The sequence below is a fragment of the Rhodobacter xanthinilyticus genome, from assembly GCF_001856665.1.
Taxonomy (GTDB): Bacteria; Pseudomonadota; Alphaproteobacteria; order Rhodobacterales; family Rhodobacteraceae; genus Rhodobacter; species Rhodobacter xanthinilyticus.
On record NZ_CP017781.1, the window covers coordinates 593,310 to 615,872 of the forward strand.

The window sequence follows — 22,563 nt, forward strand, 5'->3', positions numbered from 1 at the left end:
CGGGGTCGATGGCCCGCCGGTGCCACCCTCGCAGATCGAGCGGGCGCGCTGAGATGTCGGGGCTGCGGCTGATCTACCTCGCGGCGGCCCTCGGCGCGTTCTGGCTCGCGGCGCCGGGCTGGGGGCTCGGGCGCTGGGCGCTGGGGCCCGAGACGCTGGCCGCCCTCGCCGCGGCGCTCTGGGTCGGCGCCGAGGTGATGGTGCGGCGCAACTGGATTGCGCTTGTCGTCTTGCCGCTCGGGCTGTTATTTGGCCTCGCACCCGCTTTGCCGCTCTATCTTTTCCTTCGCACCCGGAAGATCAGCTGATGGATCATTTCCTCTATAAAGACGGTGTGTTGCACGCCGAAGACGTGGCCCTGCCGGAGATCGCGGCCGCGGTCGGAACGCCGTTCTACGTCTATTCGGCGGCGACGCTGACGCGCCATTTCCGGCTCTTCGACGAGGCTTTGGCGGGCACCGACCACCTCGTCTGTTTCGCGATCAAGTCGAATTCGAACCTCGCGGTGCTGAAGCTTCTGGGCGATCTCGGCGCGGGGATGGATGTGGTCTCGGGCGGCGAATATCGGCGCGCGCGGGCCGCCGGCGTGCCCGGCGAGCGGATCGTCTTTTCCGGCGTCGGCAAGACCCGCGAGGAGATCCGCCTCGTGCTCGAGGGCGGCATCCGCCAGTTCAACGTGGAAAGCGAGCCCGAGCTCCTCGCGATCTCGGAGATCGCCGCCGGCATGGGCCTCGAGGCGCCGATCGCGCTCCGCGTGAACCCCGATGTCGACGCCAAGACCCATGCGAAGATCGCCACCGGCAAATCCGAGAACAAATTCGGCATCCCGATCGCCAAGGCGCGCGCGGTTTACGCGCAGGCGGCCGCGCTGCCGGGCATCCGCGTCGTCGGTGTCGATGTCCATATCGGCTCGCAGCTCACCGATCTCGCGCCCTTCGAGGCGGCCTTCGAGAAGGTGCGCGAGCTCACCCTTGCGCTGCGCGAAGATGGTCATGCGATCACGCGGCTCGATCTGGGCGGCGGGCTTGGCATCCCCTATGAGCGCTCGAACACCGCGCCGCCCTTGCCGGTCGAATATGGCGCGCTCGTCAAGCGCGTGCTCGGCGATCTGGGCTGCGAGATCGAGATCGAGCCCGGGCGGCTGATCTCGGGCAATGCCGGGATCATGGTCGCCTCGGTGATCTATCTCAAGGAGGGCGAGGGGCGCGATTTTCTGATCGTCGATGCGGCGATGAACGATCTCGTGCGGCCCTCGATGTATGATGCCTGGCACGATATCGTGCCGGTGATCGAGCCCGCGCCGGGCACCGAGCCCGCGGCCTTCGACGTGGTCGGGCCGGTCTGCGAGACGGGGGATACCTTCGCCAAGGGCCGCGATCTGACGCCGCTCGCGCCGGGCGATCTCGTGGCCTTCCGCTCCGCGGGGGCTTACGGGGCGGTGATGTCGTCGGAGTATAACTCGCGCCCGCTGATCCCCGAGGTTCTGGTGCAGGGGGATCACTTCGCTGTCATCCGGCGCAGACCGAGCTTTGAGGAAATGCTCGCGCGCGATAGCATCCCCGAGTGGCTCTGAGCATCGCGGGGCCGGAAAGGACCGATGGTGCCGCGCCCCGATCTTTCGCCTGACGATCCGTTGACCGCGCTGGCGCGCCCGCTTGCGATGACCCGCGCGGCGATGGTGGCCGAGCGGGCGGCGCGGGCGTTCTGGCCGTTTGTCTCGATCGTGGCGGCGGGGTTTGCTGCGGCGGGTTTTGGCGCCTTCGGGCTTTGGGCGCCGGCGCTCTGGGGTGTGCTCGCGGCGGCGGCTCTCGCGGCGGGCTGGGGGCTTTGGCGGTTTCGCTGGCCGTCTCGCGCCGAGGGTCTCGCGCGGCTCGATGCGCGCCTGCCCGGGCGGCCGATCGCGGCGCTGAGCGATGTCATGGCTTTGGGCGGGGCAGACCCGGCGGCGCGCGCGCTTTGGGCGGCGCATCGCGCGCGGATGGCCGCGGCCGCGGCGGGCGCCCGCGCGCCCGCGCCCGCGCCCGATCTCGCGCCGCGCGACCCGTTCGCGCTGCGCCTCACCGCGCTCACCGCGCTCGCGCTTGCGCTGATCTTCGGCGCGCCCGCGCGGATGCTCGACCCTTCCGCGCCCTTCGGCCCCGGCGCGGTCGAGGCGGCGATGGGCCCGAGCTGGGAGGGCTGGGTCTCGCCGCCGCGCTATACGGGCAAGCCCGGGATCTATCTCAACAGTCTGACAGAAAACGAAATTTCCGTGCCCGAGGGCAGCCGCTTCGCGTTCCGCTTCTATGGCGCGCCGGGGGCGGTGCCGTTTTCGGAAAGCGTCTCGAACCCGGCCGCGCCCGCCCAGGCCGAGGATCAGGCGGCGCTGCAAAAGCGCGAATTCGAGGCCGAGCGCTCCGGCGCGATCGAGATCGGCGGTGCGGCGGGGCGGTCGCTCACGGTCACGGTTGTGCCCGATGCCGCGCCCGCGGTCGAGCTGGTGAACCTCGCCGAGCGGCGCGCCGATGGCAAGCTCGCGCAGGCCTTTCACGCCTTTGACGATTACGCCGTGACCGCCGGGCGGGCGCGGATCACGCTCGATCTCGGCGGGGTGAGCCGTCGCTATGGCCTTGCCGCCGCGCCCGAGCTGCGCGCCGATCTCGTCTTCGATCTGCCTCTGCCGATCTCGGGGAGCCGCGCCGATTTCATTCAGACGCTGGTCGAGGATGCCGCGAAGCACCCTTGGGCGAACCTGCCGGTGGTGATGGAACTCGAGGTCGAGGACGGTCGCGGGCAGGCGGGCAGCTCGGGGCCGCAGGCGCTCGATCTGCCCGGGCGGCGGTTTTTCGACCCGCTCGCGGCGGCGCTGATCGAGGCGCGGCGCGATCTTCTGTGGTCGCGGGCGAATGCGCGGGCGGTGGCGGGCGCGCTGCGGGCGGTCTCGCACCGGCCCGAGACGCTGTTCCCGAGCCCCGCGCAGGCCGGCACGGTGCGGCTCATCGCGCTGCGGCTCGAGGCGGGGCCGCTCGAGGAGGCCGCGCGCGACGAGATCGCCGAGGCGCTCTGGACGCTCGCCGAGGAGCTCGAGGACGGCGGGCTCGCCGATGCGCTCGCCGCGATGCAGCAGGCGCAGGCGCGGCTTTCCGAGGCGATCCGCAACGGCGCCTCGAAGGACGAGATCGCCAAGCTCATGCAGGAGCTGAAGGAGGCGACCGACCGCTATATCGAGATGTTGGCCGAGCGCGCCAAGCCCGAGGAGGGCCCGCAATTTGGCCGCGAGGCGCCGAGCCAGCAGATCACCGGCGACCAGATCCAGCAGATGATGGACCAGATCCAGAAGCTGATGGAGGAGGGCAAGATGGCCGAGGCGCAGGAGATGCTCGAGCAGCTCTCGCGGATGCTCGAGAACCTCGAGGTCAGCCGTCAGCAGGGCGGCGAGGGGCAGGCGGACCCGACGATGAAGGGTCTGAGCGAGACGCTGCGCAACCAGCAGGAGCTCTCCGACGAGGCCTTCAAGCAGATGCAGGAGGGCTTTGGCCAGCCCTTCGCGCCCGAGGGTGCCGAGCCGGGGCCGCAGGGCGAGGGCGCCGAAGGCCAGGGCGCGGAAGGTCAGGGCCAGGGCGATCTCGCCAGCCGCCAGCGCGCCTTGCGCCGCGAGCTTGGCCAGCAACAGGGGCTGATGCCGCGGCTCGGCTCCGAGGCGGGCGAGGCTGCGCGGCAGCGTCTCGACGAGGCCGGGCGCGCGATGGAGGAGGCCGAGGAGGCCTTGCGTCAGGGCGATGACAGCACCGCGATCGACCGTCAGGCCGATGCAATCGAGGCCCTGCGCGAGGGGATGCGCCGCTATGGCGAGGCGATGGCCGAGGAGCAGGGCCGGCAGGCGGGCGAGCCCGGCGGCCAGCAGCTTGGCGATGCGACGGGCGGCGCGGGCGCGCGCGAGATGCCGCGCGACCCGCTCGGGCGCAACCTCGGCGATGGCAACCAGTTCGGCGCGCAAGACGAGATGCTCGGCGCCGAGGATGTCTATCGCCGCGCGCGCGATCTGCTCGACGAGATCCGTCGGCGCACCGGCGAGCGGCTGCGCCCGGAGGAGGAGCGCGACTACCTGCGCCGCCTCCTCGAGGCCTTCTGATCAGTTCGCGGGCTTGTCCTGCATCTGCTCGATGGCGGCGCGCAACTGGCCGTCGAGCCAGATCCGCCCTTGATCGACCGTCGCGCTATAGCCCGCCAGCATCGGCGCGAGCGGCGGCACGAGGCGCCCGATCTGCGCCGAGAAGACGTAAAGCAGCGCCGCCGCACAGCCGAGCGCGAGAACCGAGCTGAACCCGGTGCGGAAGCCCGCGCGGTTGCGCTCGGCGCGGGTCTGCGGCGCGTCGATCGCGGCGGCCTCGCCCGCGCGGTCCGAGGTGGCGCGCAGGGTCGAGTTGATTTCCTCGATATCGGGCAGGCGCTCGCGGCGCGAGGTATGGGCCTGCGCGTCCTCGCCCGCCTCCTCCTCGAAGAGCTCGGCGTAGCGCTCCTCGCTCTCGACGGGGGCAGGGGCGGGCGTCGCGGGGCGCGCGCTCTCGGCGAGTTTCGCCGCCGCGCGGCTCGCGGCGCGGGCGGCGAGCGGCTCGAGGTTCATCTCTTCTTGCGTCTCGACGAGCGCGGTGCCCTCATCGCGGCGCGCGGCGGCCTCGCGTTCGGCCTCCTCGCGCAAGATCGCGAGCAAACTGTCATCGAGCGCGCGGCGCGGGGTCTGGCCGGGCACCGGCGCGGGGGTGAGCTCGGGCGCTTCGGTGTCTTCTGCGGGCTCGTCTGGGGTCTCCTCGCTCAAGAGCGCGCTCACCGCTTCGTCGACCGCATCGGCTTCGGCGCTCGGGGCGGCTTCGGGCTCTTCGGGCTCCGGCTCCGCTTCGGGCTCCGCTTCAGGCTCTGCCTCGGGCTCTGGCTCCGCCTCCCAGACTTCCGCCTCCGCCTCCTCCGGCGCCTCCCAGTCCTCCGGCTCCGGCGCGAGCGAGGGCTCGACCGTGGCCGCCGCGAGCGCCTCTGCGCCGGGCTGGAACCAGACCTTGCCGCAGGCCGAACATTGCACATCGCGCCCCGCCTCCGGGATCACGCTGGCCTCGACTTCGTATTGTGCCCCGCAGTTCGGGCAGATCAGCCGCATGCGAATTCCACCTCACGCCCTCTGATCGCCATTCTGGCAATCCAATTTCACTTGTTGTAGCAAGCACAAATCGGTTCTCCAAGGCTTTGCGCGACCTTAGCGGGCCCGGATTGCCGCGAAGGCACAATCAGAAGGGGCGGGGCAGTGATCGAGCTGCAAAATGTGGCGATGAGTTACGGGGGGAGCGAGCTGCTCTCCGACATGACGCTCAAGCTCGTGCCGGGGTCGTTCCATTTCCTGACCGGGCCCTCGGGCTCGGGCAAGACCACCTTCCTCAAGCTCTGCTATGCCGAGCTGACCCCCTCCGCGGGCCAGCTCACCCTCTTTGGCCAGGACGCCCGGGTGATGAGCCGCGACGCGACCGCCGCGATCCGCCAGCGCATTGGCGTCGTGCATCAGGATTGCCAGTTTCTCGACCACCTGCCGCTTGCGGAAAACGTCGCGCTGCCGCTGACCGTGGCGGGCAAGAGCGCCGATCCGGCCGAGCTGCGCGAGCTTCTGTCCTGGGTCGGGCTGAAGGCGCAGGCGGGCGCGCTGCCGCCGCAGCTCTCCGGCGGCGAGCGCCAGCGCGCCGCGCTCGCGCGCGCGGTGATGATGTCGCCCGAGGTCATCCTCGCCGACGAGCCGACCGGCAACCTCGACTGGGAGATGTCGCTGCGGCTTTTGTCGCTGCTCATGGAGCTCAACCGGATGGGCAAGACCGTGGTGATCGCCACCCATGATCTCAACCTGATCCGCACCGCGAAAAGCCAGGTCGCGGCGCGGGTGCTGCGGATCGCGAACCGGCGGCTGCAACTGGCGGGGGCGGATCTGTGATGCGGGTGCTGACGCTTTTGCGCGCCGAGATCGCGGCCGCCGACCGGGTCGTGCCGCCGACCGGCTTCACCGCGCGGCTGACCGTGCTGACCGCCGCGGCGATGGCGTTTCTGGCGGTCTTCGCGCTGGCGCTGTCGCTTGCCACCGGGCGGCTCGCGGACCGCTGGTCCGAGGCGCTCGCGCGGTCTGCCACGATCCGGCTCTCGGCGCCGCCCGAACAGATGGAGACCCAGCTCAAGGCGGTGCTCGACACGCTGGCGACGACGCCGGGGGTGGAGAGTTTCCGCGCGCTCGACGACGGCGAGATGAAGACCCTGCTCGACCCGTGGTTCGGGCCCGATCTGCCGGTGGCGAGCCTGCCTCTGCCCAAGCTCGTCGAGCTGACCGAGACCGCGAGCGGGATGGATGCCGAGGGGCTGCGGCTGCGGCTTGCGGCGGAGGCGCCCGGCGCGGTGCTCGATGACCATACCCGCTGGCGCCGCCCGCTGGTGGCCGCGGCGGAGCGGCTGCGGCTCTTCGGGCTTCTCTCGCTTTTGCTGATCGGGGCGGCGATGGCGGGGATGATCACGCTCGCCGCGCAGGCGGCGCTCGCCGCCAATGCTCAGGTGATCCGCACGCTGCGGCTCGTCGGCGCGCGCGATGCCTATATCGCGCGGGCTTTCGTGCGCCGCTTTACCGCGCGCGGGCTGATGGGCGCGGCGGCGGGCACGGCGCTCGGTATGCTCGCGGTCGCGGCGCTGCCCGCGACGGATGAGGCGGGGGGCTTCCTGACCGGGCTCGGCTTTGCGGGCTGGGGTTGGCTCTGGCCGCTCGTGCTGCCGGGGTTGGCGGCGGCGGTGGCCTGGGGCGCGACGCGCCATGCGGCGTTCCGCATGCTCAGAAACGTGCGTTGAGGAGACGAGATGGCGCAACAGGCTTCCAAACCGGGCAAGGTCACGCTTCTGAGCTATCCGCGGACGGTGATCTTCTACCTCCATATCGTGCTCGCGACGCTGCTCATCGGGCTTTGGGGGATCCTCTTCCAGGTGCCGCAGCGCGGCCGCGACGGCGTGCACCGGGTGGCGGATATCTGGTCGGCGCAGCTCCTCTTCGCGGCGCGGCTGTGGTGCGGGCTGCGCTATGAGCTGCGCGGCACGCCGCCGCAACAGGATTGCCTGATCGGCGCCAAGCATCAGTCTTTCTTCGATATTCTGATCATCGCGCAGCACGCCCCGCGGCGCGCCTTCATCATGAAGAAACAGATCCTGAATGTGCCGGTGATGGGCTGGTTCGCGCATCAGGCGGGCTGTATCCCGATCGACCGCTCGCGCGGCTCCGAGGCGCTCAAGGTGATGCTCGAGGGCGTCAAGGCGGCGCAGGCGCGTGGCCTCGGCCAGCTCATCGTCTACCCTGAGGGCACCCGCACCCGCCCGGGCGAGAAACGCCGCTACAAGCCCGGGATCGGCGCGCTTTACGAGGCGACGGGCCTGCCGGTGGTGCCGGTGGCGACGAATGTCGGGCTCTTCTGGTCGAAACGCGGCTTCCCGATCCTGTCGGGCTGCGCGGTGGTGGAATATCTCGCGCCGATCGCGCCCGGGCTGAGCCCGGCCGAGCTCGTCGCGCGGCTCGAGGCCGAGGTCGAGGGCGCGTCCGACCGGCTGATGGCCGAGGCGGGCTTTACGCGAGCTTGAGCGCCGCGATCCCCGCCACGATCAGCCCGACGCCAAGCACCCGCAGCGCGTTCACCGGCTCGGAGAAGAGATAGACCGCGAGGATCGCCGTGCCGAGCGCGCCGATGCCCGTCCAGACCGCATAGGCCGTGCCCACCGGCAGCGCCTTCATCGCCTGCGCCAGCATGAAAAAGCTCGCCGTCGCGCCGATCAGCGTCAGCGCCGAGGGGATCGGCCGGGTGAAGCCATCAGAATATTTCAGCCCGAGCGCCCAGGCGCATTCCAGAAGCCCCGCGAGCGTCAGCAGGACCCAGGGGTTCACGCCGCGAGCCCTTTCGAGCCCATGTCGAGGAACTTGCGCCGCCGTTCCTTGATCAGCTCGGCGCGTTTCTTGCCAGCCAGCTCGCCCAGCATCAGCGCGAGCTCCGAGCCCACCGCCCCGATCGCCGCGGCGCGGTCGCGCTGCGCGCCGCCGAGCGGCTCCTTGATGATCCGGTCGATCACCGCGAGCTTCTTGAGATCCTGCGCGGTCAGGCGCAGCGCCTCGGCGGCCTCGCGCATCTTCTCGGCATCCTTCCACAGGATCGAGGCGCAGCCCTCCGGCGAGATCACCGAATAGACCGAATGTTCGAGCATCGCGATCCGGTCGGCGGTCGCGAAAGCCACCGCGCCGCCCGAGCCGCCCTCGCCGATGATCACCGAAACGAGCGGCACGCCGATTTGCAGACATTTCTCCGTCGAGCGCGCGATCGCCTCGGATTGGCCGCGCTCCTCGGCGCCCTTGCCGGGGTAGGCGCCGGGCGTGTCGATCAGCGTCACGACGGGCAGCCCGAAGCGGTCCGCCATATCCATCAGCCGGATCGCCTTGCGATAGCCCTCCGGACGCGCCATGCCGAAATTGCGCGCGATGCGGCTGGTCGTGTCGTGGCCCTTCTCATGGCCGATCACCATCACCGGCTGGTCGTTGAACCGCGCAAGGCCGCCCATCACCGCATGGTCATCGGCGAAATTGCGGTCGCCCGCGAGCGGCGTGTATTCGGTGAAGAGCGCGTCGATGTAATCCTTGCAATGCGGCCGGTCGGGGTGGCGCGCGACCTGACATTTGCGCCAGGGCGAGAGATCCTTGTAGAGATCCTTGAGCACCTGCTGCGCCTTCTTGTCGAGCGCGGCGGCCTCTTTCTCGACATCCATTCCCTCGCTTTGCCGGGCCAGAGCGCGCAGCTCTTCCGCCTTGCCCTCCATTTCCGCGAGCGGTTTTTCGAACTCGAGATAGGTCGTCATCGGATCCCTCCGGTCAGCTTTGCGCCTATATGAAGGCCGCGGGCGAGAATTGCAACTGACGCAAGGGGAATCGCGCCGCCGCGCCGCCGATCAGACGGAAACGCCCCGGTCCTCGACCGGGGCGCCCCTGTTCCCTCATGCAGCAGGGCCTCCCCTCCCCACTGCTCCGGGATGCGTGATTCGCAGGAATTTAACCTTTGATCATTTCCGACTGTCTGACAATAACCTCTGCTTGCCGGATCGAGGCGATATCGACGAGACGGCCCTTGTAAACCGTGGCGCCGGCGCCTTCGGCCTTGGCTTTCTCCATCGCGGCGAGGATCTCGCGCGCTTCGGTCACCGCCGCCTCGGAGGGGGTGAAGACCTCGTTGGAGAGCGCGACCTGTTTCGGGTGGATCGCCCATTTGCCGACCATGCCGAGCGTCGCCGAGCGCAGCGCCTGCGCGCGGAAGCCCTCGTCATCGGAGAAATCGCCAAACGGGCCGTCGACCGGCAGGATGCCATGGGTGCGGCAGGCGGCGACGATCGCGGCCTGCGCCCAATGCCACGGGTCCGACCAGTATTTCGCGCCCTCGCGCAGCATATAGTAGTTTTCCTGGGTGCCGCCGATGCCGGTGGTGGCCATGCCCATCGAGGCGGCGAAATCGGCCGCGCCGAGGCTCATCGCCTGCAGCCGCGGCGAGGAGGCCGCGATTTCCTCGACATGGGCGATGCCCGCGGCGCTCTCGATGATCACCTCGAGCGAGATCCGCTTCTTGCGGCCCTTGGCGGCCTCGATCGCGGTGACGAGCGCGTCGACCGCATAGACATCGGCCGCGCAGCCGACCTTCGGGATCATGATCTGGTCGATCCGCTCCGAGCCCTCTTCGAGCAGCTCGACGACATCGCGATACCAATAGGGCGTGTCGAGGCCGTTGATCCGCACCGAGAGGTATTTGGTGTTCCAGTCGATGTCATGGGACGCCGCGATGATGTTGCGCCGCGCCTGGGCCTTGTCGTCCGGGGCGACCGAATCCTCGAGATCGAGGTTGATCACATCGGCGGCCGATTGCGCCATTTTCTCGAAGATCGCGGGGCGCGAGCCGGGCCCGAAGAGTTGGCAGCGGTTCGGACGGGCGGGGGCGGCGGGTTGAACGCGGAAGCTCATGGGGTCTCTCGCAATGATGTTTCGGGTTTTGTTGTCGGCGTGATATATTGTTGCGCGCGAGATTTCAAGCGCCCTTCGCGGGTGCAGAATCGCTGCGCGCGCGAAGGCGGTTCTGCTGCGCTTGCGGCGTCGGGCGCACAAATCTTCGGCGCGGGGCGGGGTTTGCGGGGAAATCTTCGTTCATTGGCCGGCCAGAGGTTTGGATTTCCCAGAAAATTCCGCCCCGGCGCGCTATCCTTTCGGCAAAGGACACCCAACGATTTGCCAACACGGAGCCCGAAATGTCGCTGATCGAGACCCCCTATCTCCTGTTTCTGGGCGATGCGCCCGACCAGCTCGCGGCGAAGGTCGCGCAGGGGATCAAGGATTGGCGCCCGGAATATGCGCTCGGCCAATACCGGATGGAGGGCTGCAAGGCCGATATGGGCCTGCCGGACATGAACCTCGCCACCGCCAAGGCCGCGGGGGCGAAGACGCTGGTGATTGGCGTGGCCAACCGCGGCGGCGTGATCTCGCCGGCGTGGAAGAAGGTTCTGGTGCAGGCGCTCGAGGAGGGGTTCGATCTGGCCTCAGGGCTGCATAACCTGCTGCGCGACGAGCCCGAGCTCGTGGCGGTGGCGAAGGCCTGCGGGCGCGAGCTGCATGACGTGCGGGTGCCTTCGGTCGCCTATCAGATCGCCAATGGCATCAAACGCTCGGGCAAGCGGATGCTGGCGGTGGGCACCGATTGTTCGGTGGGCAAGATGTATACGGCGCTCTGCATGGAGAAGGAGATGCGCGCGCGGGGGATGAAGGCGAGTTTCCGCGCGACGGGGCAGACCGGCATCCTGATCACCGGCGATGGCGTGCCGCTCGATGCGGTGATCGCGGATTTCATGGCGGGGTCGGTCGAATGGCTGACGCCCGACAATGACGCCGATCACTGGGATCTGATCGAGGGGCAGGGGAGCCTCTTCCACGTCAGCTATTCGGGGGTGACGATGGCCTTGGTGCATGGCGGGCAGCCCGATGCGCTGGTGCTCTGCCATGAGCCGACGCGGCCGCATATGCGGGGGCTGCCGGGCTACACGCTGCCGTCGCTGCCGGCGCTGCGGGATACGGCGCTGGCGCTCGCGCGGGTGGCGAACCCGGCCTGTCAGGTGGTGGGGATCTCGGTAAACACCCAGCATATGGCCGAGGATGAGGCGCGCGCCTATCTCGCCGGGCTCGAGGCGGAGATGGGCCTGCCCGCGACCGACCCGTTCCGTTTTGGCGCCGAGAAGCTCGTGGACGCGCTCGCCGCGATCTGAGAGGGTCGCGCCCGGGGCCGGGGGCGGGAGCCTCCGGCGGGGATATTTGGGGCAAGATGAAAGGGGGGGGGGGCATGCTCTCTGTGACGGCGGATGTGTTCCGGCTGGCCGAGGTTTTCACGATCTCGCGCGGCTCGCGGACCGAGGCGAAGGTTCTGACCGTGCGGGTGACGCGCGGGGGGCTGACGGGCTGGGGCGAATGTGTGCCCTATGCGCGCTATGGCGAGAGCCTCGAGAGCGTGGCGGCGCAGATCGAGGGGCTGCCCGAGGGGATCGGCCGCGCCGCGTTGCAAGAGGCTTTGCCGCCCGGGGCGGCGCGCAATGCGGTCGATTGTGCGCTGTGGGATCTCGAGGCGAAGGCGGCGGGGCGGCGGGTCTGGGAGCTGGCCGGGCTGGCCGCGCCGGGGCCGGAGACCTGTGCCTATACGCTTTCGCTCGACACGCCGGAGAACATGCGCGCGGCCGCGGCGCGCCATGCGCATCGTCCGCTTTTGAAGATCAAGCTCGGCACGCCCGATGACATGCCCCGTCTCGAGGCGGTGCGGGCGGGGGCGCCGGGGGCGCGGATCATCGTTGACGCCAATGAGGGCTGGACGGCGGAGGTCTACCGCGATCTGGCGCCGCATCTGTTGCGGCTTGGCGTCGCGCTGGTCGAGCAGCCCTTGCCGGCGGCGGCGGATGGGGCGCTTCTCGGGCTCGCGCGGCCGGTGCCGGTTTGTGCCGATGAGAGCTGCCATGACCGGGCCTCGCTCGGCCATCTGGCGGGCAAATATGACATGATCAACATCAAGCTCGACAAGACCGGCGGGCTGACCGAGGCGCTGGCGCTGCGCGATCTGGCGCGCGCCGAGGGCTATGGGGTGATGGTCGGCTGCATGGTCGGATCGAGCCTTGCGATGGCGCCGGCGGTGCTGGTGGCGCAGGGTGCGCAGATCGTGGACCTTGACGGGCCGCTGCTTCTGGCAGAAGACCGGGAAAACCCCCTCACCTACGAGGCGGGCAAGGTTTACCCCCCGGACGCGGCGCTCTGGGGCTGACAAGGAGAGACGCATGAGCCGGATTGTCTATCTCAATGGGGAATATCTGCCCGAGGAAGAGGCGCAGGTTTCGATCTTCGACCGCGGCTTCGTGATGGGCGATGCGGTCTATGAGGTGACCTCGGTGCTCGGTGGCAAGCTGCTCGAGTTCGAGGGCCACATGACGCGGCTCGAGCGGTCGCTGCGCGAGCTGGAGATGGTGTGCGAGATCAGCCGCGAGGAATGGCTCGCGATCCACCGGGAGCTGCTCAAGCGCAATGAGCTCGTCGATGGCGGGATCTATCTGCAGGTCACCCGCGGCAATGCGGGCGACCGCGATTTCCATTATCCGCCGGCCGGCACCCCGCCGACCGTCGTGCTCTACACCCAGTCGAAGCCGGGCCTTGCGAACGACCCGAAGGCCGAGAAGGGCATCCGCGTGATCTCGGTCCCCGATCTGCGCTGGCACCGCCGCGATATCAAGACCGTGCAACTCCTCTACGCGTCGATGGCCAAGATGGCCGCCGAGAAGGCCGGCAAGGAAGACGCCTGGTTCGTCGAGGATGGCTTCGTCACCGAGGGCTCGTCGAACAACTGCTATATCGTCAAGGATGGCAAGATCATCACCCGCCAGCTCTCGAACGACATCCTGCACGGGATCACCCGGGCTTCGGTTCTGAAAATGGCCGCCGAGGCGCAGATGGAGGTGGTCGAGCGCCCCTTCACCATCGCCGAGGCGCAGGCCGCTGATGAGGCTTTCTACACCTCGGCCTCGGCTTTCGTGATGCCGATCGTCGAGGTCGACGGGGTCGAGCTTGGCACGGGCAAGCCCGGCCCGGTGTCGAAACGGCTGCGCGAGATCTATCTCGAGGAAAGCGCGAAAACCGCGATCTGAGATCGCAAGAGACGAGAAAAGCCCCGGTCACAGCCCTGACCGGGGCTTTTTCGTGCCTGCTTGGCCGCTCAGGCGGCCTGCAGGCTGCGGAACTCGAAGATCGCGGGGGTGAGGGTCTCAGGGCGGGTGTTCTCGATCACGAGTTCGGCGGTCTCGTCGAAAAGCGCGATCGAATCGCGCCCGCAGGGGCTCGGCGCGAAGCGGATCGCGCGGGGCGCGGGCACGCCGGCGGGCAGTTCGAGCTCGATCCGGTCGCCGGGGGCGAAATCGCCGACGCGGGGCAGATCCTCGGCGGGGGCCTCGGGGGCGGCGGCGAGCGCGGCGGTCAGCCGGGCGATCAGCGCCTCGGTCTCGTCGATGGGCGCGGGGGGCGGGGCGGACGCGCCGGGCCAGGCGGGCACGGCGGTCATCTCGGGCGCGGGCGTGGGGCCGGGGGCAGGCGCCGCGGCGCGCCGCGCCGGGCGGTCAGGCGCGGAAAGCTCGGCCCAGGTCATCAAAACAACCGCAAAAGTGAGTGCGAGAAAGAGCGAAAACATCCGAAACCCCATGATTTCAACGCAAAGATGCGCGCCGGGCGGCCCTGCGGCAAGGCATTTTTGGTCAATGAAACCTTGCATTATGGGCTCGGCGGGGGACAATCCCGGCTCTGCGCCGGATTGTCCCCCGTCCGCGATCAGACGTTCACATAGATCGGCGAAAGCACAGCGCCCGTCGACATGTCGAGCGCGAAGACATCCTGCCCGGTCCAATCCGAAAACACGACGCCGGTGAGCTGCGCCACCACCTCGCCGTCGATCTTGACCGCCATGCCGGTCTCGGTGGGCACGACGGTGAAGCTCTGCGTGTCGGACCAGCTGTCGAGGGCGATCAGCACGTTCTCGGCGGGCTCGTCGGTGCCGGAGAGATAGCCGGGGGCGAAATCGGTGATCGTCACCGGCGCATCGCCCGAGGTCCAGGGCACCATGAACGTATCATCGCCCGTGCCGCCGGTCATCGTATCGCCCGCATCACCCCAGAGCAGATCGTCATTCGCGCCGCCGTCGAGCACATCGGCCCCCGCCTGCGCCTGCGCATCGACCGCCACCAGCAGATCGTCGCCATAGCCGCCCGAGAGGCTGTCCGCGCCATAGGCATCGACCAGCAGATCGTCGCCGAGATTGCCGCGCAGCGTGTCATCGCCCGCGCCGCCGGTCACCGTATCGGCGCCATGGCCCGCGTCGATGTAATCGTCGCCCGCGCCGCCGTCGGCGCCGAAGACGGAAAGATCGCGCAGCGCCTCCATCACATCGCCCGCCTCATCGACCGAGAAACTCGCGATCAGATCGCTCAGCGCCTCATCGGCGACCGAATTGGCGTTGCCGTCATCGGTCGCGCCGAGGCGGATCTCGTCATCGCCGCCAAGGCCGGTAACGGCGCCGCGCCCGACCTCGCCGGTGATCGTGTCATCGCCCGCGGTGCCGGTCGTCAGCGTGCCCTGATTGGCCACGATCTCCTCGCCCGGAGTTTCCGGCTCGCTGGTCTCGTCGTCGTCGTTGCTCGCATCCACCGCCCAGGCGACAAGCGCCATCGGCAGCAGCGACATCAAAAGGATGAAGCCCATGAAATCCCCCAAAGAATGGCTCAGACAGGGGCCGAAATCAGGGTTTTGTCAACCATGATGGCGCGTACCGGCCTGCGGCGGAAACAATCGCGCCCGCGCGCGCGGATCGTTTCTCAGAGGCCGCTGTCGGCGAGCACCTTGGCCACCACCGGCGCCAGCCGCAGGCCCCAGTCGAGCTGGCTGGCCGCATCGGCGATCAGGTCGTTGCGGACCTCGATCAGCACATTCGGCCGCCCCGGCGAGAGCGCGTGGCGGTCGATGCTGTCGCCGTCGAGATGGCCGTCATAGGGCTCGTTGTCGCCCACGCAGAGCCCCTGCGCGCGCAAGGCCGCGATCAGCGGCACCGCGAGGCGCCGGTCGCGATGCGAGGACAGCACCCCCACCTGCCAGGGCCGCGGCGCGCGCCCGCGCAGGCAGGGCGTGAAGCTGTGGATCGCGCAGATCGCGGTATCGGGGCGCCGCCCGGCGAGATCGGCGAGCGCCGCGTGATAGGGGCGATGGAGCCGCGCGAGCCGCGCCTCGACGGCCCCCGCCGCGATCCCCCGGTTGGCCGGGATCACCGTGCCGTCGTAGAGCTGCATGACCAGCGTCGGGTCATCCTCGCCGCGGTTCGGGTCGATCACGAGGCGGGAGAAATCGCTCCAGATCAGCGGCGCATCGAGCGCCTCGGCCAGCGCGCGCCCGACCCCCAGCGCGCCCGGATCATAGGCGATATGGCGCGCCATATCCTCGGGCGCGATGCCGAGATCGCCGCCCGCCACCCAATCGGGCACGCGGTTGGTGGCATGATCGACCGTCACCAGCCAGCGCGAGGGGCGCTCGGGCCCGAGGATATGAAAGGCGGGATGGGGCGTCATCGCTCTGTCGTCCGGTTCTGTCACGAAGGGTTTACGTCAGAACGCCCGAGGGGGCCAGTTGCGCTTCACACTTTTCTTGGACATAGATGTTAGCGGTAAAATTCGACGAGATGGCAGGGAGCCGAAGAGCATGAGACGTCTGCGCAATGTGAAGATCGTGGCCACGCTGGGCCCGGCCTCGGCCGATTACAAGACGATCCGGGCGCTCTTCGAGGCCGGCGCCGATGTGTTCCGGCTCAACATGAGCCACGGCAGCCACGCCGAGCACCGCGTGCGCTATGACATCATCCGCAAGATCGAGACCGATCTCGGCCGCCCGATCGCGGTTCTGGCCGATTTGCAGGGGCCGAAGCTGCGGGTCGGCACCTTCTCCGCCGGCGCGGCCGATCTCGAGGAGGGCGATCTCTTCCGCTTCGATCTCGACCCGACCGAGGGCGATGGCCACCGCGTCTGCCTGCCCCATCCGGAGATTTTCGCGGCCCTCGTGCCCGGCACGCGGCTTTTGGTCAATGACGGCAAGATCCGCATGCGGGTCGAACGCTGCGGCCCCGATTTCGCCGATTGCACCGTGACCGTCGGCGGCACGATCTCGAACCGCAAGGGCGTGAACGTGCCCGATGTGGTGCTGCCGCTCGCGGCGCTGTCCGACAAGGACCGCGCCGATCTCGAATTCGCCTGCGAGATGGGGGTCGACTGGCTGGCGCTGAGCTTCGTGCAGCGCCCCGAGGACGTGATCGAGGCCAAGGAGCTCGCCCGCGGCCGCGCCGCCGTGCTCTCGAAGATCGAAAAACCCGCCGCCGAGAAGGCCTTTGACGAGATCCTCAAGGTCTCCGACGGGATCATGGTCGCGCGCGGCGATCTTGGCGTCGAGCTGCCGGTGCAGGCGGTGCCGCCGATCCAGAAACGCCTCGTGCGCAAATGCCGCGCGGCGGCCAAGCCCGTGATCGTGGCCACGCAGATGCTGGAGAGCATGATCGAGAGCCCGATGCCGACCCGCGCCGAGGTCTCCGATGTCGCCACCGCGATCTATGAGGGCGCCGATGCGGTGATGCTCTCGGCCGAATCCGCCGCCGGGCGCTACCCCGTCGATGCGGTCTCGACGATGAACGCCGTCGCGCAGAGCGTCGAGAGCGACCCGACCTTCCGCGAGATCATCGAGGCCTCGCGCACCGCCGCGCGCCAGACCATCGCCGATGGTATCGTCGCCGCCGCCCGCGAGATCGCCGAGACGACCGATATTTCCGCGATCTGCTGCTACACCCAATCGGGCAAGACCGTGCATCTGATCGCGCGCGAACGCCCTCGCGTGCCGATCATCGCGCTTTCGCCGATCGTCAAGACGCTGCGCAAGACCTGCCTGTGGTGGGGGGTGCATGCGGTGCGCTGCGAGGAGGTGGAGCGCTTCAAGATGGCGGTGGTCAACGCCGCCCGCGCGGCGCGCGATTTCGGCTTTGCCGATGAGACGAACCAGATCGTCGTGATCGCGGGCGTGCCCTTCAACGTGCAGGGCACCACCAACATCTTGCGCGTGGCGCCCTGTGACGAGCGGTTGATCTTCCGCACCGACCCGGAGTAACCTCGCCGGATTATCGGTCAAAGAGGTTATGTCATGGGCCCCGACAGCCTGCTCGTTCTCGGCCTGATGGTTGCGGTGATCGCGATCCCGGCGGTGATCTCGGCGATGGCGGAGGGCCGCCCGCCGCGCGCGGCGACGGTGGGCTTCATGGTCGGCGGCGGGCTGATCGTCTTTGCGATGCTCACCAAGCCGGGCGGCTATGCGCCCGGGCAGATCCCCGATGTCGTGGCGCGGGTGGTCGCGGGCTGGCTGCGCTGAGCCTTTTGGCGTATTTCGCGCGCTTTTCGCCCGGGCCCCCTTGCCAAAGCCCCGCGCCCCCTGTATGCGCACCCCCCTATGAACCCGCGCGTCCGGCCAGAGTGGCATGCCGAGTCGCGTGAAAATCCACTCGAAAGAGGAGATGGAAATGCCCAAGATGAAGACGAAATCCGCTGCGAAAAAGCGGTTCAAATTCACTGCGACTGGCAAAGTGAAGGTCGGCCCGGCGGGTAAGCGCCACGGCATGATCAAGCGCTCCACCAAGTTCATCCGCGACACCGCGGGCACGATGGTTCTGGCGGATTGCGACGCCAAGATCGTCAAGAAATACATGCCCTACAATCGCTGAACTGGAGGCTTGAAACATGTCCCGCGTTAAATCCGGCAAGGTTACCCACGCCTCGCACAAGAAAGTTCTGAAGAAGGCGAAAGGCTACTACTCGGCCCGTTCGCGCAACTTCCGCACCGCCACCCAGGCCGTCGACAAGGCCAACCAGTACGCGACCCGCGACCGCAAGGCCCGCAAGCGCAACTTCCGCGCTCTGTGGATCCAGCGGATCAACGCCGCTGTCCGCGCCTTCGACGCCGAGATGACCTACTCGCGCTTCATCAACGGCCTCGCGCTCGCCGGCATCGAAGTGGACCGCAAAGTCCTCGCCGATCTCGCGATCCACGAGCCGGAAGCCTTTGGCGCCATCGTCGAAAAGGCGAAGGCTGCCGCGGCTGCGTAATTCCCTCACGGGATTTGCAAATCGGACCCCGCGCGGCGCTTCGCCGTCGCGGGGTTTTTCGTTCCCACGCTTGAAATCGGGCCGGGGCGGGGCTAGCACTCCCCCGACCACCGAAGGAGAGATCTGATGACCGCGCTCGAGCTGATGAAGGCCAAATATCTCGACGGGATCGCGCAGGCCGCCGATGAGGCGAGCCTCGAGGAGCTGCGTCTCGCCGCGCTCGGCAAGAAGGGCGAGATCAGCCTGAAGATGCGCGAGCTCGGCCAGATGAGCCCGGAGGAGCGCCAGACCGTCGGCGCAGGCCTCAACCTGCTCAAGACCGAGATCGACGCGGCGCTGCGCGCCAAGAAAGAGGCGCTGGCCGATGCCGCGCTCGATGCGCGTCTCAAGGGCGAGTGGCTCGATGTCACCCTGCCGGGCCGGCCGCGCCGCACCGGCACCATCCACCCGGTCAGCCAGGTGATGGACGAGGTCACCGCGATCTTCGCCGATATGGGCTTTGCGGTGGCCGAGGGGCCGCAGATCGAGAGCGATTGGTATAATTTCGACGCGCTCAACATCGCGCCCGAACACCCCGCCCGGCAAGAGCACGACACCTTCTTCATGGCGCGCGACCCCGCCGACCCGCGCCCGCCGCATGTGCTGCGCACCCATACGAGCCCCGTGCAGATCCGCGCGATGCAGGAACGCGGCGCGCCGGTGCGGGTGATCGCGCCGGGCCGCGTCTACCGGATGGACATGGACCAGACCCATGCGCCGATGTTCCACCAGGTCGAGGGCATGGCGATCGGCCGCGATATCTCGATGGCGAACCTGAAATGGGTGCTGGAAGAGTTCTGCAAGACCTTCTTCGAGGTGCCCTCGGTCGAGCTGCGCTTCCGCGCCTCGCATTTCCCCTTCACCGAACCCTCGGCCGAGGTCGATATCCGCTGTTCGTGGGAAGGCGGCCAGCTGAAGATCGGCGAGGGCAATTCCTGGATGGAGATCCTGGGCTCGGGCATGATGCAGCCGAAGGTTCTGGCCGCGGGCGGGATCGACCCGACCGAATGGCAGGGCTTTGCCTTCGGCATGGGGATCGACCGCCTCGCGATGCTGAAATACGGGATCCCGGACCTGCGGGCCTTCTTTGAATCCGACCTGCGCTGGCTGCGTCACTACGGGTTCCAGGCGCTGGACCTGCCGACGGTGTTCGGGGGGTTGAGTAAGTGAGTGAGACGATCACGGCATGTGAAAACGTGTGCCGCGATTTTGGGCCACAGTTCACTGAGATGTCTTGGTGGGCTGAACTTGCATCCGTGGCAACTGCGTTGGTTGCGGTTTTTGCCGCGGTCGTGACCTACCGGCAATGGATGTCGTGGCGTGACCAGGTGCTTAAAAATCGAGTGGCTGAGGTCGCAGATAGAATCTCGGCCGCCTCTCAAGAAATTGAATGGCTTGTTCGGCTGGCGTTAACCCACGTGGTTGGCGAGGGCACACCCACTGGCACAGCGGTCAATGTGATCGGGCAGCATGCCTTGGAATGCGTAAACCGTATTGGCCCTCAGAGGCGTGAAATTGATATCGAGCACGTAAGGTTGCAGGCGTTGGGCGCAGCTACGCCGCAGATGCGAGCATCAATTGAGGCGATTAAGCAGCTTCTGAGTGAGCTTGAGGGCGCGGCTAAAATAGCAGTCCAAATTTCGACCCGTTGGGAAAGCGCCCCCCCCGAGATTCGCGGTTTTGTGACGGGGCAGCTTGGCATCGGCACCCTCGGCCCGGCGCCTGCCAAGAAGATAACGGAACATGACCAAGAATTGCGTGAGCTGCTGATTCCGCTCATGCGCCTCGAATGGAGAACCAAATGAAATTCACCCTCTCCTGGCTGAAAGACCATCTCGACACCTCGGCCACCGTGGACGAGATCGCCGAGGCGCTCACCGATCTCGGGCTCGAGGTCGAGGAGGTCGTGAACCCGGGCGCGAAGCTCGCCCCCTTCACCATCGCCAAGGTGCTCCACGCCGAGAAACACCCCGATGCCGACAAGCTGCGGGTCTGCACCGTGCTGACCGATGAGGGCGAGAAGACCATCGTCTGCGGCGCGCCGAATGCGCGGGCGGGGATCACCGTCGTCTTGGCCAAGCCCGGCGATTATGTGCCCGGCATCGATGTCACGCTCGGCGTCGGCAAGATCCGCGGCGTCGAGAGCCACGGGATGATGTGCTCCGAGCGCGAGCTCGAGCTCTCCGACGAGCATAACGGCATCATCGAGCTGCCCGAGGACAGCCTCAATTCCGAGGTCGGCAGCCGGTTCATCGACTGGCTCGCCGAGAACCGCCCCGAGGCGGTCGACCCGATGATCCATATCAAGATCACCCCGAACCGCCCCGATGCGCTGGGCGTGCGCGGGGTTGCGCGCGATCTCGCGGCGCGGGGCGTGGGGCGGCTCAAGCCGCTTGCGGTCGAGCCGGTGCCGGGCGGCTTTGCCTCGCCGATCGCGGTGGAAATCGCGCCCGAGCTGAAGGAAAAGGGCTGCCCGTTCTTTGCCGGCCGGGTGATCCGCGGCGTGAAGAACGGCCCGAGCCCGGCCTGGCTGCAGGCGCGGCTGCTGTCGATCGGGCTGCGCCCGATCTCGGCGCTGGTCGATATCACCAACTTCTTCACCTATGACCTGAACCGCCCGCTGCATGTCTTCGACGCGGCGAAGGTGAAGGGCGGCGTGCTGCGCATCGAGCCCGCGCAGGGCGGCGAGGAGTTCCTCGCGCTCGACGGCAAGACCTATGGCCTGCGCGCGGGCATGATGGTGATCAAGGATGCGGCGGGCGTCGAGAGCCTCGCCGGGATCATGGGGGGCGAGCTTTCCGGCGCCGGCGAGGAGACCGTCGATGTCTTCCTCGAAAGCGCCTATTGGGACCCGATCACCATCGCCGCGACCGGCCGCGCGCTGAAGATCAACTCGGATGCGCGCTATCGCTTCGAGCGCGGCGTGGACCCGGCCTTCACCGCCGCGGGGCTCGAGCTCGCGACGCAGATGGTGCTGGATCTGTGCGGCGGCGAGGCCTCCGAGGTGGTCAGCGATGGCGCGGTGCCCGATGTGACCCGCGCCTACAAGCTCGACCCGGCGCGCGTGATCAGCCTCGTCGGCATGGAGATCCCCGCCGAGGAGCAACGCGCGACGCTTGAGGCGCTGGGCTTCACGCTTGCGGGCGAGATGGTCACGCCGCCGAGCTGGCGCCCCGATATCCTCGGCGAGGCCGATCTCGTCGAGGAAGTCGCGCGGATCGCCTCGCTGACCAAGCTCAAGGGCATCCCGATGGCGCGCGAGACCTCGGGCGTGCCGGGGCCGATCCTGACGCCTGCGCAGGTCCGCGAGAAGACCGCGCGGCGCACGATCGCGGCGCTGGGCTACAATGAATGCGTGACCTACAGCTTCATCGATGCGAAATCGGCCGCGCTCTTTGGGGGCGGCGCCGAGGCCACGCGGATCGAGAACCCGATTTCGTCGGAAATGACCCATATGCGCCCCGATCTGCTGCCGGGCCTTCTGGCGGCGGCGGCGCGCAACCAGGCGCGCGGCTTTGCTGATCTTGCGCTCTTCGAGGTGGGGCCGGCGTTCTCGGGCGGCGAGCCGGGCGATCAGGCGATCTATGCGACCGGGCTTCTGGTCGGCGCCGCGGCGCCGCGCGACCCCTGGGGCTCGCGTCGGCCGGTCGATCTCTATGATGCCAAGGCCGATGCCGAGGCGGTTCTGGCCGCGATCGGCGCGCCCGCGCGGGTGCAGATCAACCGCAAGCTCGAGGGCTGGTGGCACCCGGGCCGCGCCGGCAATGTCGCGCTCGGGCCGAATGTGCTCGCGACCTTTGGCGAGGTTCATCCGAAGGTTCTGCGCGAGATGGGCGTGAAGGGGGCGGCGGTTGCCTTCACGATCCGGCTCGAGGCGGTGCCCTTCCCGAAAGCCAAGACGCCCACGCGGCCGGCGCTCGCGATCTCGGATCTGCACGCGGTCGAGCGCGATTTCGCCTTCGTCGTCGATGCCGGCACCGAGGCGCTGACCGCGGTCAACGCGGCGCTCGGCGCGGACAAGGCGCTGATCGCCGAGGTTTCGGTCTTCGACCAGTTCACCGGCCCGAAAGCCGAGGAGCAGATGGGCGCGGGCAAGAAGTCGATCGCGCTCGCGGTGCGGATCCAGCCCAAGGACAAGAGCCTGACCGATGCCGAGATCGAGGCGGTCTCCGCCAAGATCGTCGAGAAGGTCACCAAGGCCACCGGCGGCGCGCTGCGCAAGTAACTGCACGTCACGCTTTGCGGGGCGCAAAAAGGCGATAGGCTCTTCCCCGAGGGGAG

Annotated in this window: 23 protein-coding genes; 16 read left to right on the top strand and 7 right to left on the bottom strand. The window is 68.3% G+C overall.

From position 1 onward, the window contains the following. Positions 1 to 53 precede the first annotated feature (53 nt). Genes LPB142_RS02930 through LPB142_RS02940 form a run of 3 tightly spaced genes read left to right on the top strand, consistent with a single transcriptional unit; the run spans position 54 to position 4,111 of the window. The gene (locus LPB142_RS02930) at positions 54 to 308 is read left to right on the top strand and encodes a DUF2834 domain-containing protein (protein ID WP_071165467.1); all 255 of its coding nucleotides are present in this window, start codon (positions 54 to 56) and stop codon (positions 306 to 308) included. Then, a complete protein-coding gene (lysA, locus tag LPB142_RS02935; RefSeq protein ID WP_071165468.1) occupies positions 308 to 1,573 on the top strand; it encodes a diaminopimelate decarboxylase in 1,266 nt (421 codons plus the stop codon). Before LPB142_RS02930 ends, lysA begins: the two co-directional genes overlap by 1 nt. A 24-nt stretch (positions 1,574 to 1,597) precedes the next feature. Further along, positions 1,598 to 4,111 carry a DUF4175 domain-containing protein gene (locus LPB142_RS02940; protein ID WP_071165469.1) on the top strand — a complete coding sequence of 838 codons (2,514 nt, stop codon included), beginning with the start codon at positions 1,598 to 1,600 and terminating at the stop codon, positions 4,109 to 4,111. Here the strand turns inward: LPB142_RS02940 and LPB142_RS02945 are convergent, their stop codons facing one another. Next, positions 4,112 to 5,128: a zinc-ribbon domain-containing protein gene (locus LPB142_RS02945; RefSeq protein WP_071165470.1), complete on the bottom strand. Its 1,017-nt coding sequence runs from the start codon at positions 5,126 to 5,128 to the stop codon at positions 4,112 to 4,114. It lies immediately after the preceding gene. Between the two features lie 144 nt (positions 5,129 to 5,272). Here LPB142_RS02945 and LPB142_RS02950 point away from each other — a divergent pair, with 144 nt between their 5' ends. Genes LPB142_RS02950 through LPB142_RS02960 form a run of 3 tightly spaced genes read left to right on the top strand, consistent with a single transcriptional unit; the run spans position 5,273 to position 7,614 of the window. Further along, positions 5,273 to 5,944, top strand: a complete 672-nt coding sequence (locus LPB142_RS02950; protein WP_068766124.1) for a cell division ATP-binding protein FtsE — start codon at positions 5,273 to 5,275, stop codon at positions 5,942 to 5,944. Beyond that, positions 5,944 to 6,837, top strand: coding sequence for a cell division protein FtsX (locus tag LPB142_RS02955; protein WP_068766123.1), 894 nt, complete (start codon positions 5,944 to 5,946; stop codon positions 6,835 to 6,837). Before LPB142_RS02950 ends, LPB142_RS02955 begins: the two co-directional genes overlap by 1 nt. Positions 6,838 to 6,846: 9 nt before the next feature. Continuing rightward, positions 6,847 to 7,614 (top strand): lysophospholipid acyltransferase family protein, encoded by a 768-nt coding sequence (locus LPB142_RS02960; RefSeq protein WP_071165471.1) that lies wholly within the window; start codon positions 6,847 to 6,849, stop codon positions 7,612 to 7,614. Here the strand turns inward: LPB142_RS02960 and LPB142_RS02965 are convergent. The 3 genes from LPB142_RS02965 to LPB142_RS02975 form a co-directional block, all read right to left on the bottom strand. Continuing rightward, positions 7,601 to 7,915: a DMT family transporter gene (locus LPB142_RS02965; protein WP_068766121.1), complete on the bottom strand. Its 315-nt coding sequence runs from the start codon at positions 7,913 to 7,915 to the stop codon at positions 7,601 to 7,603. The genes LPB142_RS02960 and LPB142_RS02965 overlap by 14 nt on opposite strands. Beyond that, a complete protein-coding gene (locus LPB142_RS02970; protein WP_071165472.1) occupies positions 7,912 to 8,874 on the bottom strand; it encodes an acetyl-CoA carboxylase carboxyltransferase subunit alpha in 963 nt (320 codons plus the stop codon). The genes LPB142_RS02965 and LPB142_RS02970 overlap by 4 nt, the downstream gene beginning before the upstream one ends. Positions 8,875 to 9,064: 190 nt before the next feature. Beyond that, positions 9,065 to 10,021: an L-malyl-CoA/beta-methylmalyl-CoA lyase gene (locus LPB142_RS02975; RefSeq protein ID WP_068766119.1), complete on the bottom strand. Its 957-nt coding sequence runs from the start codon at positions 10,019 to 10,021 to the stop codon at positions 9,065 to 9,067. 287 nt (positions 10,022 to 10,308) lie between these two features. Between LPB142_RS02975 and dgcN the strand changes: the two genes are divergently transcribed. From dgcN to LPB142_RS02990, 3 genes are all read left to right on the top strand, one after another. Next, a complete protein-coding gene (gene dgcN, locus LPB142_RS02980; RefSeq protein ID WP_071167102.1) occupies positions 10,309 to 11,310 on the top strand; it encodes an N-acetyltransferase DgcN in 1,002 nt (333 codons plus the stop codon). 74 nt (positions 11,311 to 11,384) lie between these two features. Then, positions 11,385 to 12,347: an N-acetyl-D-Glu racemase DgcA gene (dgcA, locus tag LPB142_RS02985; protein ID WP_071165473.1), complete on the top strand. Its 963-nt coding sequence runs from the start codon at positions 11,385 to 11,387 to the stop codon at positions 12,345 to 12,347. 13 nt (positions 12,348 to 12,360) lie between these two features. Next, positions 12,361 to 13,221: a D-amino-acid transaminase gene (locus tag LPB142_RS02990; protein WP_071165474.1), complete on the top strand. Its 861-nt coding sequence runs from the start codon at positions 12,361 to 12,363 to the stop codon at positions 13,219 to 13,221. 68 nt (positions 13,222 to 13,289) lie between these two features. On the opposite strand, the gene LPB142_RS02995 is transcribed toward LPB142_RS02990, so the two are convergent. The 3 genes from LPB142_RS02995 to LPB142_RS03005 form a co-directional block, all read right to left on the bottom strand. After that, a complete protein-coding gene (locus tag LPB142_RS02995; RefSeq protein ID WP_156894297.1) occupies positions 13,290 to 13,715 on the bottom strand; it encodes a hypothetical protein in 426 nt (141 codons plus the stop codon). Between the two features lie 179 nt (positions 13,716 to 13,894). Further along, the gene (locus LPB142_RS03000) at positions 13,895 to 14,821 is read right to left on the bottom strand and encodes a calcium-binding protein (RefSeq protein WP_071165476.1); all 927 of its coding nucleotides are present in this window, start codon (positions 14,819 to 14,821) and stop codon (positions 13,895 to 13,897) included. Between the two features lie 113 nt (positions 14,822 to 14,934). Continuing rightward, the gene (locus LPB142_RS03005) at positions 14,935 to 15,678 is read right to left on the bottom strand and encodes an N-formylglutamate amidohydrolase (RefSeq protein WP_071165477.1); all 744 of its coding nucleotides are present in this window, start codon (positions 15,676 to 15,678) and stop codon (positions 14,935 to 14,937) included. Between the two features lie 130 nt (positions 15,679 to 15,808). Between LPB142_RS03005 and pyk the strand changes: the two genes are divergently transcribed. The 7 genes from pyk to pheT all read left to right on the top strand — a co-directional run bounded on the left by pyk (position 15,809) and on the right by pheT (position 22,507). Next, positions 15,809 to 17,254, top strand: coding sequence for a pyruvate kinase (pyk, locus tag LPB142_RS03010; RefSeq protein ID WP_068766113.1), 1,446 nt, complete (start codon positions 15,809 to 15,811; stop codon positions 17,252 to 17,254). 33 nt (positions 17,255 to 17,287) lie between these two features. Then, positions 17,288 to 17,512 carry a hypothetical protein gene (locus LPB142_RS03015; protein WP_068766112.1) on the top strand — a complete coding sequence of 75 codons (225 nt, stop codon included), beginning with the start codon at positions 17,288 to 17,290 and terminating at the stop codon, positions 17,510 to 17,512. A 148-nt stretch (positions 17,513 to 17,660) separates the two neighbouring features. Continuing rightward, positions 17,661 to 17,861 carry a 50S ribosomal protein L35 gene (gene rpmI, locus LPB142_RS03020; protein ID WP_068766498.1) on the top strand — a complete coding sequence of 67 codons (201 nt, stop codon included), beginning with the start codon at positions 17,661 to 17,663 and terminating at the stop codon, positions 17,859 to 17,861. A 16-nt stretch (positions 17,862 to 17,877) separates the two neighbouring features. Further along, a complete protein-coding gene (gene rplT / locus LPB142_RS03025; RefSeq protein WP_071165478.1) occupies positions 17,878 to 18,243 on the top strand; it encodes a 50S ribosomal protein L20 in 366 nt (121 codons plus the stop codon). A 144-nt stretch (positions 18,244 to 18,387) separates the two neighbouring features. After that, positions 18,388 to 19,452 carry a phenylalanine--tRNA ligase subunit alpha gene (gene pheS / locus LPB142_RS03030; RefSeq protein WP_449314191.1) on the top strand — a complete coding sequence of 355 codons (1,065 nt, stop codon included), beginning with the start codon at positions 18,388 to 18,390 and terminating at the stop codon, positions 19,450 to 19,452. Beyond that, positions 19,449 to 20,087, top strand: coding sequence for a hypothetical protein (locus LPB142_RS03035; protein WP_156894298.1), 639 nt, complete (start codon positions 19,449 to 19,451; stop codon positions 20,085 to 20,087). The genes pheS and LPB142_RS03035 overlap by 4 nt, the downstream gene beginning before the upstream one ends. Next, a complete protein-coding gene (gene pheT, locus LPB142_RS03040) occupies positions 20,084 to 22,507 on the top strand; it encodes a phenylalanine--tRNA ligase subunit beta (RefSeq protein ID WP_071167103.1) in 2,424 nt (807 codons plus the stop codon). Before LPB142_RS03035 ends, pheT begins: the two co-directional genes overlap by 4 nt. Positions 22,508 to 22,563 lie beyond the last annotated feature (56 nt).

Coding starts and splice junctions, on each gene's coding strand:
- LPB142_RS02930 (WP_071165467.1), top strand. CDS start 54: ATGTCGGGGCTGCGGCTGATCTACCTCGCGGCGGCCCTCGGCGCGTTC.
- lysA (WP_071165468.1), top strand. CDS start 308: ATGGATCATTTCCTCTATAAAGACGGTGTGTTGCACGCCGAAGACGTG.
- LPB142_RS02940 (WP_071165469.1), top strand. CDS start 1,598: ATGGTGCCGCGCCCCGATCTTTCGCCTGACGATCCGTTGACCGCGCTG.
- LPB142_RS02945 (WP_071165470.1), bottom strand. CDS start 5,128: ATGCGGCTGATCTGCCCGAACTGCGGGGCACAATACGAAGTCGAGGCC.
- LPB142_RS02955 (WP_068766123.1), top strand. CDS start 5,944: ATGCGGGTGCTGACGCTTTTGCGCGCCGAGATCGCGGCCGCCGACCGG.
- LPB142_RS02960 (WP_071165471.1), top strand. CDS start 6,847: ATGGCGCAACAGGCTTCCAAACCGGGCAAGGTCACGCTTCTGAGCTAT.
- LPB142_RS02970 (WP_071165472.1), bottom strand. CDS start 8,874: ATGACGACCTATCTCGAGTTCGAAAAACCGCTCGCGGAAATGGAGGGC.
- LPB142_RS02975 (WP_068766119.1), bottom strand. CDS start 10,021: ATGAGCTTCCGCGTTCAACCCGCCGCCCCCGCCCGTCCGAACCGCTGC.
- dgcA (WP_071165473.1), top strand. CDS start 11,385: ATGCTCTCTGTGACGGCGGATGTGTTCCGGCTGGCCGAGGTTTTCACG.
- LPB142_RS02990 (WP_071165474.1), top strand. CDS start 12,361: ATGAGCCGGATTGTCTATCTCAATGGGGAATATCTGCCCGAGGAAGAG.
- LPB142_RS02995 (WP_156894297.1), bottom strand. CDS start 13,715: ATGACCTGGGCCGAGCTTTCCGCGCCTGACCGCCCGGCGCGGCGCGCC.
- LPB142_RS03000 (WP_071165476.1), bottom strand. CDS start 14,821: ATGGGCTTCATCCTTTTGATGTCGCTGCTGCCGATGGCGCTTGTCGCC.
- LPB142_RS03005 (WP_071165477.1), bottom strand. CDS start 15,678: ATGACGCCCCATCCCGCCTTTCATATCCTCGGGCCCGAGCGCCCCTCG.
- pyk (WP_068766113.1), top strand. CDS start 15,809: ATGAGACGTCTGCGCAATGTGAAGATCGTGGCCACGCTGGGCCCGGCC.
- LPB142_RS03015 (WP_068766112.1), top strand. CDS start 17,288: ATGGGCCCCGACAGCCTGCTCGTTCTCGGCCTGATGGTTGCGGTGATC.
- rpmI (WP_068766498.1), top strand. CDS start 17,661: ATGCCCAAGATGAAGACGAAATCCGCTGCGAAAAAGCGGTTCAAATTC.
- rplT (WP_071165478.1), top strand. CDS start 17,878: ATGTCCCGCGTTAAATCCGGCAAGGTTACCCACGCCTCGCACAAGAAA.
- pheS (WP_449314191.1), top strand. CDS start 18,388: ATGAAGGCCAAATATCTCGACGGGATCGCGCAGGCCGCCGATGAGGCG.
- pheT (WP_071167103.1), top strand. CDS start 20,084: ATGAAATTCACCCTCTCCTGGCTGAAAGACCATCTCGACACCTCGGCC.